Source organism: Lysobacter koreensis, assembly GCF_042677045.1.
Lineage (GTDB): Bacteria > Pseudomonadota > Gammaproteobacteria > Xanthomonadales > Xanthomonadaceae > Lysobacter_K > Lysobacter_K koreensis.
Genome location: NZ_JBHTIH010000003.1, coordinates 14,342 through 27,770, shown reverse-complemented (window position 1 = coordinate 27,770; position 13,429 = coordinate 14,342). Strand labels below are relative to the sequence as shown.

Below are 13,429 nucleotides of genomic sequence, written 5' to 3'. Positions count from 1 at the left end.
CGCTTGGCCGGCGGTCGCCGCAACGGGATGCTCGCCCGACTCCTGAAGGAAACCCTGCCGATGAAGCCGCTCGTCCTCGCGATCACCCTGGCGCTGCTGGCGCCGCTGCCCGTCCTCGCGCAGAAAGCTGGCACCCCAGCCGCCGCGACCAAAGCCGCGGCGGTCAAGCCGTCACCGGCCTGGGTCACCACCAGCAACGGCTACGCGCAGATCCTGCTCAAGGCGCAGGGGCCGTTCCAGCCGGAGCAGAACTCGTTCTTCGGCGTGCCCGGCTATGACGACCAGGTCGCCGACCTCGGCCCGGACAACGGCAAGCGCTTCCGCGACGCGACCGCGGCCGCACGCACGCAGCTGCAGGCCAAACTGCAGGTGGAACGCGATGCCAACGTGCGCCAGGACCTGCAGATCCTGATCCAGGCCGCCGACGACGCGATCGAGGCCAGCGCGGTCAACGAGCGCCTGACCCAGCCGTGGTTCGACGCGCCGCAGCTGGTGTTCCAGGGCCTGCAGGGGTTGCTCAGCGACCAGACCCCGCCCGAGCGCCGCGCGCTCGCGCTCACGCGCCTGAAGCGCTACGCCGGCATGGTCGACGGCGGCACCCCGATCACCACGCTGGCGCGGCAGCGCTACGAGGAACGCGCCGGCGAGACCGCGCTGCTGAAGCCCACGAAGATCGCGGTCGAGCAGTCGCTGGAGAACGCGCCGACCTACGTCAAGGGCCTGCGCGAGCTGTTCGCCAAATACCAGATCGCCGGCGCCACGCCGGCGCTGGACACGATCGAGAAGCAGCTCGGCGACTACAACGCGTGGACGCGCGCTACCGTGTTGCCGAACACGCGCACCGACTACCAGCTGCCGGCCGAGCTCTACGCGCTACAGCTCAAGCAGGTCGGCATCGACATCGACCCGCGGCTGCTGATCGAGCGCGCCCAGGTCGGCTACATGGAAACCCGCGCGGCGATGCAGCAGCTGGCGCCGCTGGTAGCCAAGGAGAAGGGCCTGAAGGCCAGCGACTACCGCGAGGTGATCGCCGCGTTGAAGAAAACCCAGTTCACCACGGCACAGGTCGAGCCGCACTACCGCGGCCAGGTGATGCCCGAACTCGACCGCCTGATCGCGCAGCACGACATCGTCGCGCTGCCGCAGCGGCCGATGCAGATGCGCCTGGGCAGCGAAGCCGAAAGCGCCGCGCAGCCGGCGCCGCACTTCCTGCCGGCGCCGCTGGTCGGCAACACCGGCCAGCAGGGCACGTTCGTGCTGCCGCTGGGCAACCCCAACGCCGGCGCGGAAGGCGCGTACGACGACTTCAACTTCCCGTCGGTGGCCTGGACGCTGACCGCGCACGAAGGCCGTCCCGGCCACGAGCTGCAGTTCACCGCGATGGTCGAGCGCGGCGTGTCGCTGGCGCGCACGCTGTTCGCGTTCAACTCGGTCAACGTCGAAGGCTGGGCGTTGTACGCCGAGGCCGAGATGGTCCCGTACGAGCCGCTCGACGGCCAGCTGTTCGCGCTGCAGTTCCGGCTGATGCGCAACGCGCGCGCGATGCTCGACCCGATGCTCAACCTGGGCCTGATCGACCGCGCCACCGCGACCCGCGTGCTGACCGAGGAGGTCGGCCTGTCCAAGGCGATGGCCAAGCAGGAGGTCGATCGCTACACCGTGCGCGCGCCGGGCCAGGCCGGCAGCTACTTCTACGGCTACTCGCGGATCCTGCAGCTGCGCGCGGAGACCGAGCTGGCACTGGGCGACAAGTTCAACCGCCGCGCGTTCAACGACTTCCTGCTCGACCAGGGCCTGCTGCCGCCGGACCTGCTGGCCAAGGCGGTGCGCGAGGAGTTCGTGCCGGCGCAGAAGGCCAAGCGCTGACGCGCGTGGGCTGACGCGGCCGGATCGATCCGGCCGCGTTTCGTGCGCGCCGGCATCCAGCTGGCCGCCTCTTTTGCTCGTCATTCCCGCGCAGGCGGGGATCCAGCGACGTTGCTGTTGCTGGTGACCTATGGCTCTTCGCTGTACCCGCGCCGTAGAGCTCGCCGAGCACCGGAGGGCAAAGGGGGAAAAGGCGCCCTTGTCTGAGCGCAGCGAGTTTGGGCGCCGTACCCTTTGCTCGAGGAGCGCAGGGGACCGATGCGGCTTCATCGCATCGGCGAGCGTCCGGCGCAGGCGGTTTTGGTTACTTTTGACAAGGACAAAAGTGACTCGCGCGCGCAGCGTGCGAAAGCCCTTGATCCTGCTTCGGCAACTGCTCTTGCTTCTTTCGGACAAGAACAGGGCGAAGGCGAGCGCGCGCTCAACTCACCCGTTCAATCATCCGCCGATGCCCGATCAGCCGCGCCCAACGCGAGCCGATGTCGCTCAGGCATACGTACCCCGCCTCGCCCGCGAGCCGCAGCAGCATCCGCGGCCCGACCCGCAGCGCCGGCTCGGCCGCGCACAGCTCGGCGTCGAAGCCCAGCTGGCGCGCGAACAACGCGCAGCGCGCGAGATGGTAGCGGCTGCTGAGCAGGGTCACGCGCGGGCGGCTGCCGTCGGCGTGCAGGCCCGGCTCGACCAGGCCCTCGCGCAGCATCGCGCGCGCGTTGCGCAGGTTCTGCAGGGTGTCGCGCGACTGCGCCTCCAGCCGCAGCGGGGCGTCGCTGGCCAGGCCGCGGGCGAACAGGCCCTGGCGCGCGACTTCGGCCTCGCTGGGTTCGTCCAGCGCGCCGCCGCCGAGCAGCACCACGCTGCTCGGTGGGCGCTCGCGCCACAGCGACACCGCGCGGTCCAGGCGCGCCTCGAAATCACGGTCGATCCGGCCCTGCGGCGCATGCTTGCCGAACAGCAGCACGCATTCGCCCCGTTCAGGCACGCACGGCGCGCGCCGTGCGATCCGCAGCACGTGCACGAAGTAGCCGACGTAGACCAGCCCGGCGCTGAGCACGCAGGCGGTGGTGGCGACCGCGGCGGCATGCAGCACGTCGCGGTCACCGAACAGGCGCAGGCGGTGGACGGTGCGGCTGGACATGCGCGTGGTTCAGGTGGAAGGCGTTCAGTCTACGCCGCGTTGGCGGCGCGGAGCGCTGGCTATACTTCGGTTCCTCCCGCCACCGGAACCGCGCGTGTCGTCCAGTGAGTCGCTGCCAGCGTCACCCGCCCACACCCCGTCCGCCGCGCAGCCGATCGCGCCGCTGGCGGTGCGCGCCTATACCGCGACCACCGCGCTCGGCCGCGGCCGCCAGGCCCAGGCCGATGCGCTGCGCGAACGCCGCGGCGGGCTGCGCCGCAACGACTTCGGACCGCGGGTCGAGGACGGCCAGCCGCTGGCGTGCTGGATCGGCCGCGTCGACGGGCTCGAGGACATCGAACTGCCGGCCGAGCTGGCCGGCTGGGATTGCCGCAACAACCGCCTGGCGTGGCTGGCGTTGCAGCACGACGGCATCGCCGACGCGCTCGATGCGGTGGTCGCGCGTTACGGCGCGCAGCGGGTCGCGGTCGTGGTCGGCACCTCGACCTCGAGCATCGGCGCCACCGAGGAGGCCTATGCGCGCCTGGAAGCCGGTCCCGATGGCACGCCGCGCTTCGCCGCGGACCTCGACCGCTCGATCGTGCACACGCCGCACTCGCTCGGCGATTTCGTACAGCGCGTCAGCGGCCTGCGCGGGCCGTGCATCACCGTCGCCACCGCGTGCTCGTCGAGCGCCAAGGTGTTCGCGCAGGCCTCGCGCCTGATCGAGGCGGGGCTGGTCGACGCGGCGCTGGTCGGCGGCGTCGACACCCTGTGCGGCAGCGTGCTGTTCGGCTTCAACGCGTTGCAGCTGGTCGCGGCCGAGCCGTGCATGCCGTTCGATGCGGCCCGCGTCGGCCTGTCGCTGGGCGAGGCCGGCGGCTTCGCGGTGCTGGAGCGGGTCGATGCGCGCGACGCCGAGGCCGATGGCCTGCAGCTGTGCGGCTACGGCGAGTCCAGCGACGCCCACCACATGTCCGCGCCGCACCCGCAGGGGCTTGGCGCGCAACTGGCGATGCGCGATGCGCTCGCGCGCGGCGGCATCGACGCGGCCCAGGTCGGCTACCTCAACCTGCACGGCACCGCGACCCCGGCCAACGACCACGCCGAGGCGCTGGCGATTTCGGCGGTGTTCCCCGACACCCTGCACGCGAGCTCCACCAAGGGCTGGACCGGGCACACCCTGGGCGCGGCGGGGATCGTCGAGTCGGTGGTCGCGTTGCTCGCGCTGGAGCACGGCGAGCTGCCCGGCACGCTCAACAGCGCCACCCGCGACCCGGTGTGCGGCGCGCAGATCCGCTTCGACAACGCGCGCGCCGACGGCCTGCGCTACGCGATGAACAACTCCTTCGGTTTCGGCGGCAACAACTGCTCGCTGCTGTTCGGCCGCGCCGCATGAGCCGCCTGCAGGCCAGCATCGAAGGCATCGGCTTCTGGAGCCACGGGCTGCCGTCGTGGGACGCGGCGCGGTCGTTCGCACGCGATGCCACCCTGCCCGGCGACGCGCCGGCGCGGCCGTCGCCGCAGTTGCTCGCGCCCAACGAACGCCGCCGCGCGCCCGAATCGGTCGCGGTCGCACTCGAGGTCGCACTGGCCGCGTGCAACGCCGCGCGACGCGCGCCAGCCTCGTTGCCGTCGGTGTTCGCCTCGACCCACGGCGACCTGGCGATCACCGACTACATGTGCGCCGCGCTCGCCGACACGCCGCTGTCGGTGTCGCCCACGCGCTTCCATAACTCGGTGCACAACGCCGCGGCCGGCTACTGGACCATCGGTGCCGGTGCGATGCAGCCGGCCACCGCGATCAGCGCCTACGACGCGAGCTTCGCCCAGGGCCTGCTCGACGCGATGGTGCAGCTGGCGACCGGCGCGCAGGCGATATTGCTGGTCGCCTACGACAGCGCCTCGGCCGGACCGCTGGCCCAGGTTTCCCGCAGCGACGGCCTGCTCGGTGCGGCGCTGGTGCTGGCGCGCACGCCGCGGCCGGGCGCGCCGCGGATCACGATCGGCCTCGACGACGGCGAACCGGTGCGCGCCGATGGACCGCTGGCGCGCCACGCCCGCGGCAACGCGATGGCGCCGATGCTGCCGCTGTTCGATGCATTGGCCGCGGGCGATCCCGGAGCTGTGCTCAAGGCCGGTCCCGGCCGGGTGCTGCGCGTGGCCCTGCACGATGCCTGACTTCCTCCCTGCCGAACCCGCCATGCCCGCAGCCATCAACCCGGATTCCCGCGTCCGCCTGACGCCCGACAACGTCGCGGTGGTGATCCCGGCGCTCAACGAGGCGCTGCGCATCCGCGGCGTGGTCACCGACGCGCTCGCGCACTGCCCGCACGTGATCGTGGTCGACGACGGCTCCGACGACGGCACCGCGCAGGCCATCGCCGACCTGCCGGTGACGGTGCTGCGCCACCCGCGGCGCATGGGCAAGGGCGCGAGCCTGCGCGACGGCTTCGCCGAGGCCCTGCGGCGCGGCTTCGCCGGCGTGCTGACGATGGACGGCGACGGCCAGCACGCGGCCAGCGACATCCCGCGCCTGCTCGACGCGGGCAACCGCTACCCGGCGCACATCGTGATCGGCGCGCGCCTGCGCAAGCGCGCGCTGCAGCCGACCTACCGGCGCCTGGCCAACCACTTCGGCGACTGGGGCATCGCCTGGGGCACCGGCTACCAGATCGCCGACACCCAGAGCGGCCAGCGCCTGTACCCGGCCGCGGTCGCCGCACTGGACGACGTGCCCGGCGAGGACTTCGTGTTCGAGGCGCAGATCCTGATCTCGGCCGCGCAGCAGCTGGGCACGCGCTGCGTGTCGGTGCCGATCGAGTCGCGCTACCAGTGCGTCGACTCCGACGAGCAGTTCCGCGCCAGCCACTTCAAGCCGTGGCGCGACTTCAGCCGCATCACCTCGCACATCGTCGGCCAGTGCCTGCGCCGCGGCGGTCTTGTGGACGTGTACCGCAGCATCCGCGCCCACCCGCCGCTGATCGACGACCCCAGCGGCGAGTTCGCCGCCGCGCCCCCCTCCCACCCGCACACGAAGGCGCCATGACCGCAACCGACCAGACCGCCCGCGAGTTCGAAAGCCGCGCCACCGACGTGGCCATCCTCGGCGGCGGCCTGGCCGGGCTGAGCCTGGCGATCCAGCTCAAGCAGCGCGAGCCGTCGCTGGGCGTGGTGGTGCTCGAGCGCCACGCCCACCCGGTGCGCGAGGCGGCGTTCAAGGTCGGCGAATCGACCGTCGAGATCGGCGCGCACTATTTCGCCGACGTGCTCGGCTTGCGCGAGCATCTGGAGAGCGAGCAGATCCGCAAGTTCGGCTTCCGCTTCTTCTTCAGCGAAGGCCGCAACGACATCGACCGCTGCACCGAGATCGGCGTCAGCGCGCTGCTGCCGACGCCGTCGTGGCAGCTCGACCGCGGCCGCTTCGAGAACTTCCTCGGCGAACGAGCGCGCGCGCTCGGCGTGGATTTTCGCGACGCCTCGGTGGTGCGCGGCTTCGACCTGGCCAGTGCCGGCCCAGGCGACGAAACGCTGCACACGATCCGCTACGAACGCGCTGGCGACGCCCAGCAGCTGCAGGCGCGCTGGCTGGTCGACGCCGCCGGCCGCGCCGGCCTGATCAAGCGCAAGCTCGACCTGGCCCAGGCCAACGACCACGACGCCAACGCGGTGTGGTGGCGCATCGACGGCTACATCGACCCCAACGACTGGTCGAGCGACGCCGACTGGCTGCAGCGCTGCACCCCGCCCGACCGCTGGCGCTCGACCAACCACATGTGCGGGCCGGGCTACTGGTTCTGGCTGATCCCGCTGGCGTCGGGCGCGCATTCGCTGGGGATCGTCTGCGACGCGAAGATGCACCCGCTGGACACCATGAACACCCACGACAAGGCGATGGCCTGGCTGCGCACGCACCAGCCGCAGGTCGCCGCGTCGGTCGAGCAATCCGGGCACGGGCTGCAGGACTTCCTGTTCCTGCGCCACTTCTCGTACGGCTGCAAGCAGGTGTTCTCGGGCGACCGCTGGGCGCTGACCGGCGAGGCCGGGCTGTTCCTCGACCCGTTCTATTCGCCGGGCAGCGACTTCATCGCGCTGAGCAACACCTACATCTGCGACCTGATCGGCAAGGACCGCGCCGGCCTGTCGTTCGCGCCGTTCGCGACGATCTACCAGCAGCTGTACTTCTCCTTCTACGAGAACACGCTGAGCCTCTACCAGGACCAGTACCCGCTGTTCGGCGACGCCCAGGTGATGCCGGTCAAGGTGATCTGGGACTACACGTTCTACTGGGCGCTATTGGCGCCGCTGTTCTTCGCCCAGCGGCAGACCGATGTCGCGATGCTCGGCCGCCTGCGCAAGGCGTTCGCGCTGGGCAGCGCGCTCAACGCGGCGATGCAGACGCTGCTGCGCGACTGGGGCCAGCGCAACACCGCGCCGCTGGCCGCGGACGGACGTTCGCTCGACCAGTTCGACATCGGCTGGTTCCATGAACTCAACCGCGCCTTGAACGACGTGCTCGACGACGACGCATTCGCCGCGCGCATCCACGCCAACGTCGCCACCATGCGTGCGCTGGCGGCCGAAACCCTCGCCCGCGCGCGCGTCGATCACCCGCGCATCGACGACCACGGCCTGGACGCGCTGCTGCAAGGCGAACCGCTGCCGCAGCCGCCGCTGCTGGCACCGGCGTGGTACACCGCCGGCGCCGCGCTCGAGGAGCTCGCCGCGTGAGCCACTCGCCGTTGCTGCTGCAGCTGGTGATCATCCTGGCCACCGCGCGCGCCTGCGGGCTGTTGCTGCGCTACCTCGGGCAGCCGCCGGTGATCGGCGAGATGGCGGCCGGACTGGTGCTGGGGCCGATCGTGTTCGGTGCGGTGTTCCCGGAGTTCCACGCGCTGCTGTTCGCGAAGGAGTCGCTGTCGGCGTTGTCGTCGCTGGCGATGCTCGGGCTGGTGTTGTTCATGTTCATCGTCGGCGCCGAGCTGCGCGCGCCCGATGGCGTGCGCGCCCAGCTCAAGGCCGCCGGCGCGGTCGGCCTGCTCAGCGTGCTGCTGCCGATGGCACTGGGGATCGGCATCTCGCCGTGGCTGCATCCGCTGGCGCCGGCGGGCGTGGGCTTCTGGCCGTTCGCGTTGTTCATGGCCGCGGCGATGTCGATCACCGCGTTCCCGGTGATGGCGCGGATCCTCAAGGAACGCGGCCTGACCCAGACCCGGCTCGGGCGGCTGTCGCTGAGTTCGGCGGCGATCGCCGACGTGTTCGCGTGGATCATGCTGGCGCTGGTGGTGGCCCTGGTCGGCGCCGGCGGCATGGCCGGCTTCCTCAAGACCACGCTCGGCCTGGTCGGGCTGTGCGTGCTGGTGTTCGGCGCATTCAAGCCGCTGTACGCCTGGCTGCTGCGCACCCATGCGCCCGACGGGCAACCCAGCGCGATGCTGCTGGCGGCGATCGTAATCGGGATGCTGGTGTGCGCGGCGCTGACCGAGTGGATGGGCCTGCACGCGGTGTTCGGCGCGTTCGTGTTCGGCGCCTGCCTGCCGCGCGACGACCGCCTGCTGAAGTACCTGGTCGAGCGCCTGGAGTACGTCGCGATCGTGGTGCTGATGCCGATCTTCTTCGCCCTGGCCGGACTCAACACCACCGGCGATGCGTTCGTCGGCGCCGGCCTGGGCGCGATGGCCTTGATCCTGGGCGCGGCGGTGGTCGGCAAGCTCGCCGGTGGCGCCGCGGGCGCGCGCCTGGCCGGCTACGGCTGGCGCGAGAGCCTGTCCACCGGCGCGCTGATGAACGCACGCGGGCTGATGGAGCTGATCGTGATGAAGGTCGGCCTCGACGCCGGCCTGATCGGCCCGGAGCTGTTCACCATGCTGCTGGTGATGGCGCTGCTGACCACGGTGATGACCGGGCCGCTGCTAACCTGGTTCGCCGGCAGGCCCACGGCGGTGGGCGAAGCGGTCACGAGTTAGGTCATTGCGCGGTGCCGAGCCTGCTCGGCACCTTGCTCCAAGCCGGGGACGGCGCCGAGCCCGCTCGGCACGCTGCTCACGACGGCCAACCGATGCCGGGCACGCCCGGCACCGCGGTCACGGCCGCGGTGGCGCGCCCGAGCTTTCCATCGGCGGCGGGTTGGCGACATACACCGCGAGCCCACGCCCGAATTTCTGCCGCGGGCTGATGTCGACCCCGACGCTGCCGCCACTGAAGCTGCGCCCGCCGAAACGGCCACCGCCGGCACCGACGCTGACGCCACCGCCGCCGTAGCCCTCGTCGGTGCCCTGGAACAGCACGCCGTTGGCGCCGAGCTTGGCGGCCTCGGCGCGCAGCTTGCCGATCACCGAGTCCATCTTGTTCTGCTCGCCATAGGTGAATGCACCGCTGGCGGTCTCGAGGATCGCGATCTCCTCGTAGCCGTTCGGCGGCGGCGCGAAGTACACCCGCACCTGGGCCGGATCGATCGGCGGGCGCGCGCGCCCGGTAAGCACGTGCGAGCTGGCGCACGCGGCCAAGAGCAGGGTCAGCGCGACGGCCACGCACACGCGTTGCAGGGAGACCAGGGACATGGCGGCAGGCTCCGTTGGGAATGCGCCGAGCATACGCGCGTGCCTGCGGGCCGCGCGTCAAGCCGCTGAATCGTTCACGAACTGCGGCCGCACCCGGCGTGGTGACGCGGATCGCCGCGCCGCGACGGGTGGCTCAGGCCATCCCGCCGTTGATCCCGATCACCTGGCCGTTGATGTAGCCGGCCGCGTCCGAACACAGGAACGCGACCAGCGCGGCGACCTCGTCGGGCCGCCCGGCGCGCGCGGCGGGCACCAGTTGCTTGATCGCCTCCGGCGCGAACGCCGCGCCGGCCATCTGCCCCTCGATCACGCCCGGCGCCACGACATTCACGGCGATGCCGCGCGACGCCATCTCGCGCGCCAGCGATTTCGAGGCGCCGTGCAGCGCGGCTTTGGCCGCGGCGTAGTTGCACTGGCCGCGGTTGCCGAGCACCGCGGCCACCGACGACACGCTGACGATCCGGCCCCAGCGCGTGCGCGCCATCGGCAGCAGCAGCGGCTGGGTGACGTGGAAGAAGCCGTGCAGGGAGACGTCGATCACCCGCTTCCACTGCGCGTCGCTCATGCCGGCCATCGGCGCGTCGTCGTGGATGCCGGCGTTGTTGACCACGACCTGGATCGGGCCGGCCGCGAGCAGGCCGTCGATCGCGGCGCGCGTAGCACCGCCATCGGCGACGTCGAACGCGACCGCCTCGGCGCTGCCGCCAGCGGCATGGATGGCGGCGACGACCGCGTCGGCGCGCGCGAGGTTGGCATTGGCGTGCACGATCATGTGCAGGCCGTCGGCGGCCAGGCGCGCGCAGATCGCGCTGCCGAGGTCGCCGCTGCCGCCGGTGACGAGCGCGCGGCGGAGTTGGGTGTCAGTCATTCGCTATTGCTCTTGCTGTTCCCTTCTCCCCTCGGGAGAAGGTGCCCGGAGGGCGGATGAGGGTTCGGCGAAGCGTCGATAGTAATGTCGCAAGGAAAGTACGGAACGAACGATCTGTTATCAGCGACGCCGCTCCGCCGAACCCTCACCCCAACCCCTCTCCCGGCGGGAGAGGGGCTTGCAGCACCACCGCCGCGCGGCCTTCCGCGAGCAGGGTGCCGGCGTGGGTGATGCGGAACGCGTACTGCTGGCTGTCCGCGGCCTGCGCCAGGCTTTCGGCCTCGCATTCCAGCGCGCCGGGCAGGTCGTCGAGGCGCGCCACGTGCAGCTGCACGCCGCGCAGGGCCACCAGCACCCCCGGCGCCGCGACCCCGCCGGCCGCGCTCGCCTGCAGGCCGCCGTGCACCGCCATCGCCTGCGCGCCGTACTCGCACAGGTGCACCGCGCGCAACCGCTCGCCGCTGCGCAGCGGATGGCCCGAATCGCGGTGGTTGTGCGCGCGCAGGCGAATCGAGCCCGCGTCCCAGGCCAGTACCTCGTCCCACAGGCACATGCCGCCCTGGTGCGGGATCAGCGCGGCGATCTCGTCGCGGCCGATCACCTCAGACCGCTCCGACCGGGCGGCGAACGATCAGCAGCGCCAGCACGAAATTGCACGCCACTCCGAGCGCAACGGTGGTGCCGATCGCGCGCAGCACCGGGATCGTCGACAGCCCCAGCAGCGAGAACACCAACAGCGTGGTCAGGCTGCAGACGATGACCGCGTGCAGCGCGCGCAGCTGCTCGGCGCGGTCGTCGCCGGCGTGGTCGAAGAACAGCGCGTAGTCCAGGCCCAGCCCGGCGGCGAGGATCAGCGCGACCAGGTGGAACAGGTTCAACTCGATCCCGAGCCCACGCAGCACCGCGAGGATCAGCAGCGTGCTCAGCGCCATCGGCGCGAGCACCCGCAGCACCCGGCGCGGCGCGCGCAGCGCGACCCACACCGTCACGGCCAGCAGCACGCTGGCCAGCGCCAGCGCCCACAGCACGCGTTGCCGGTACGCGGCGACCAGCGATTCGGAGGCCTGCTTGAGGTCGAGCAGCTGCGCGCCGTGGCGCTGCGCGATGTGCGCGACCGCGACCGGGTCGGCCAGGCCGCTGAGCGACACCAGCGCGGTGGCGTGGCCGTCGCGCTGCAGCAGCAGGCCGTCGATGCGGGTCGCCAGCGGCGTGCCGGCCAGATCGCGCGGCCCCAGCGGCGGTGCCGCGCGCGCGCGCGCGACGTCGTCGACAAACACCGCGAATGCGTCGGGCAGGAAGGGGCTGCCCGCGAGCGCCTCGTCGAGCGCGGCCTGCAGCGTCGCGCGCTCGGGCAGCTTGCCCTGGCGCGCGCGTTGCGTGGCGCGGCTGGGCAGGTACAACGCGGCGCTGTCGTAGCCGGCCAGCGCGCCGTGGTCGCGCAGCTGCTGCAGCGCCGGCAACAGCTTCTCCGAGGCCTGCAACGCGGCCTCGGCGTCGCGGCCCTCAAGCGCGATCACGTAGCGCACGTCGGGCGCGCCGAGTTCCACGCGCAGCTGCGCGTCGCGCGCGAGCGCGGGCGCCGGGACCGGGGTCAGCTTCGACAGGTCGTTCTGCCAGAAGCGGCCGGGCGCGAACGTCGCGACCGCCAGCGCGAGCGTGGCCACGACCGCGAACGCGGTCGCGCCCATCCGCGGCCAGCGCGCGAGCGCACGCCACAGCCGCGCCAGCCGCGCCGAATCGGCGACGTCGCGCGGCGCGCCGCCGTTGTCGGAGCTGTCGAGCAGGCCCGGCAGCGCGAACCGGGTGGTCAACGCGGCGGTGCCCAGGCCGACGATGGTGAACACCGCCAGCTGCTTGAGGCCGTCGACGCCGGAGACCAGGAACGTCAGGTAGGCGATGCAGGTCGAGGCCACGCCGGTGCCGAGCGTCGGCCACAGCGCGCGCGCGCTCGCCCACGGCGACAGCCCCGGGCGCTGGTGGCTGAACAGATGGATCGGGTAATCCTGGGCGACGCCGATCAGGGTGAAGCCGAACGCGACGGTGATGCCGTGCACGCCGTCGAAGCCCAGCGCGACCGCGGCCAGCCCGGCCAGGCCGCCGCTGGCCAGCGGCAACGCGCCCAGCAGCGGCGCCTTCCAGCTGCGGTAGGCCAGTGCCAGCAGCAGCACGAAAATCAGCGTGTCGACGCTGCCGATCAGGCTCGCCTCGCGCGCGGTGCGGCCACCGATCTCGACCGAGAACGCGCCCGGGCCGCTGATCGTCAGTTGCGACGCGCTGTCGCCGCGCGCCTGCGCGAACGCCGCGCCGATCGCATCGACCGCGCGTTGCTGGCCGGTCGGGTCGAAGCCGGCGGCGGTGGTTTCCGCGACCAGCAGTGCCTCGCGCCCGGCGCGGTCGAACCAGACGCCGTGCAGGCGCTGCGGCGCGTTCGCCGGCTGCCAGCGCTCGGCGAGTTTCAGCGTCTCCAGGGTCGGGTCGCTGGCCAGCAGCGGCTCGATCAGGCTCGCCGCGGGCGAGCCGAGGTCCTGCACCCGCTGCGCGAGTTCGTCGGCGAGCAGGCCGGCGTCGAGCGCCTTGTTGTCGAGCGTCGGCGACAGCAGGTAGCGGTACGGGCGCAGGCGCGCGGGGATCGCGTCCAGGCCACTGTCGGCGCCGTTGGCGACGAACGCGAACGTGGCCTGGCCGTCGCGCGCCGGTGCGGCCAGCACCGCCTGCATTGCCGCCGATTGCGCGGCCAGGGTTTCCGGGTCGGCGCCGGCCAGGCCCACCAGCAACAGCCGCGAGCCCGGGCCTTCGCCGAGTTCGTCGATCAGCAGTTTCTGCGCCGGCGTCTGCGCGCTCGGCATGAACTTGCGCAGGTCGCCGCTGAGTTCGAGCTTCTGCCCGATCGCCCAACCGGCCACGGCGAGCAGGGCCAGCCACAGCAAGGCGAGCGCGAGGCGTTGGCGCGACGACAGTGGTTTGGGGTTTTGTCGCGTCATGGCGGGGTTGGGGCCACGGCGGTGTTGTTTACGTCGGCCG

The 13,429-nt window shown here is 72.0% G+C and carries 11 protein-coding genes; 6 read left to right on the top strand and 5 right to left on the bottom strand.

Translation table 11 applies throughout. The annotated features are described in order from the left end of the window. The first annotated feature begins 60 nt into the window (after positions 1-60). On the top strand, positions 61-1,866 hold the full coding sequence (locus tag ACFQZQ_RS05510; protein ID WP_386811693.1) for a DUF885 domain-containing protein: 1,806 nt from the start codon (positions 61-63) through the stop codon (positions 1,864-1,866). A 421-nt stretch (positions 1,867-2,287) separates the two neighbouring features. Here the strand turns inward: ACFQZQ_RS05510 and ACFQZQ_RS05505 are convergent, their stop codons facing one another. Beyond that, a complete protein-coding gene (locus ACFQZQ_RS05505) occupies positions 2,288-3,001 on the bottom strand; it encodes a YdcF family protein (RefSeq protein WP_386811692.1) in 714 nt (237 codons plus the stop codon). 154 nt (positions 3,002-3,155) lie between these two features. Between ACFQZQ_RS05505 and ACFQZQ_RS05500 the strand changes: the two genes are divergently transcribed. Genes ACFQZQ_RS05500 through ACFQZQ_RS05480 form a run of 5 tightly spaced genes read left to right on the top strand, consistent with a single transcriptional unit; the run spans position 3,156 to position 8,946 of the window. Then, a complete protein-coding gene (locus ACFQZQ_RS05500) occupies positions 3,156-4,379 on the top strand; it encodes a beta-ketoacyl-[acyl-carrier-protein] synthase family protein (RefSeq protein WP_386812544.1) in 1,224 nt (407 codons plus the stop codon). Then, positions 4,376-5,161, top strand: a complete 786-nt coding sequence (locus ACFQZQ_RS05495) for a beta-ketoacyl synthase chain length factor (protein WP_386811691.1) — start codon at positions 4,376-4,378, stop codon at positions 5,159-5,161. The genes ACFQZQ_RS05500 and ACFQZQ_RS05495 overlap by 4 nt, the downstream gene beginning before the upstream one ends. A 22-nt stretch (positions 5,162-5,183) precedes the next feature. Next, positions 5,184-6,029, top strand: coding sequence for a glycosyltransferase family 2 protein (locus tag ACFQZQ_RS05490; RefSeq protein WP_386811690.1), 846 nt, complete (start codon positions 5,184-5,186; stop codon positions 6,027-6,029). Beyond that, the gene (locus ACFQZQ_RS05485) at positions 6,026-7,711 is read left to right on the top strand and encodes an NAD(P)/FAD-dependent oxidoreductase (protein WP_386811689.1); all 1,686 of its coding nucleotides are present in this window, start codon (positions 6,026-6,028) and stop codon (positions 7,709-7,711) included. The genes ACFQZQ_RS05490 and ACFQZQ_RS05485 overlap by 4 nt, the downstream gene beginning before the upstream one ends. After that, complete coding sequence (locus ACFQZQ_RS05480; protein WP_386811688.1) at positions 7,708-8,946, top strand: cation:proton antiporter domain-containing protein; 1,239 nt, start codon at positions 7,708-7,710, stop codon at positions 8,944-8,946. The genes ACFQZQ_RS05485 and ACFQZQ_RS05480 overlap by 4 nt, the downstream gene beginning before the upstream one ends. A gap of 117 nt (positions 8,947-9,063) precedes the next feature. On the opposite strand, the gene ACFQZQ_RS05475 is transcribed toward ACFQZQ_RS05480, so the two are convergent. The 4 genes from ACFQZQ_RS05475 to ACFQZQ_RS05460 form a co-directional block, all read right to left on the bottom strand. Then, on the bottom strand, positions 9,064-9,540 hold the full coding sequence (locus ACFQZQ_RS05475; RefSeq protein ID WP_386811687.1) for a hypothetical protein: 477 nt from the start codon (positions 9,538-9,540) through the stop codon (positions 9,064-9,066). Between the two features lie 133 nt (positions 9,541-9,673). Next, positions 9,674-10,408, bottom strand: a complete 735-nt coding sequence (fabG, locus tag ACFQZQ_RS05470) for a 3-oxoacyl-ACP reductase FabG (protein WP_386811686.1) — start codon at positions 10,406-10,408, stop codon at positions 9,674-9,676. A 145-nt stretch (positions 10,409-10,553) separates the two neighbouring features. Further along, complete coding sequence (locus ACFQZQ_RS05465) at positions 10,554-11,009, bottom strand: phosphotransferase (protein WP_386811685.1); 456 nt, start codon at positions 11,007-11,009, stop codon at positions 10,554-10,556. Between the two features lies 1 nt (position 11,010). Beyond that, entirely contained in the window at positions 11,011-13,389 is a 2,379-nt protein-coding gene (locus ACFQZQ_RS05460) for an MMPL family transporter (protein ID WP_386811684.1), read from the bottom strand. Positions 13,390-13,429 lie beyond the last annotated feature (40 nt).

What these genes read in the sequence shown, in the direction of transcription:
- ACFQZQ_RS05490 (WP_386811690.1), top strand. Translation starts at nt 5,184, where the DNA reads ATGCCCGCAGCCATCAACCCGGATTCCCGCGTCCGCCTGACGCCCGAC.
- fabG (WP_386811686.1), bottom strand. Translation starts at nt 10,408, where the DNA reads ATGACTGACACCCAACTCCGCCGCGCGCTCGTCACCGGCGGCAGCGGC.
- ACFQZQ_RS05495 (WP_386811691.1), top strand. Translation starts at nt 4,376, where the DNA reads ATGAGCCGCCTGCAGGCCAGCATCGAAGGCATCGGCTTCTGGAGCCAC.
- ACFQZQ_RS05485 (WP_386811689.1), top strand. Translation starts at nt 6,026, where the DNA reads ATGACCGCAACCGACCAGACCGCCCGCGAGTTCGAAAGCCGCGCCACC.
- ACFQZQ_RS05510 (WP_386811693.1), top strand. Translation starts at nt 61, where the DNA reads ATGAAGCCGCTCGTCCTCGCGATCACCCTGGCGCTGCTGGCGCCGCTG.
- ACFQZQ_RS05505 (WP_386811692.1), bottom strand. Translation starts at nt 3,001, where the DNA reads ATGTCCAGCCGCACCGTCCACCGCCTGCGCCTGTTCGGTGACCGCGAC.
- ACFQZQ_RS05460 (WP_386811684.1), bottom strand. Translation starts at nt 13,389, where the DNA reads ATGACGCGACAAAACCCCAAACCACTGTCGTCGCGCCAACGCCTCGCG.
- ACFQZQ_RS05475 (WP_386811687.1), bottom strand. Translation starts at nt 9,540, where the DNA reads ATGTCCCTGGTCTCCCTGCAACGCGTGTGCGTGGCCGTCGCGCTGACC.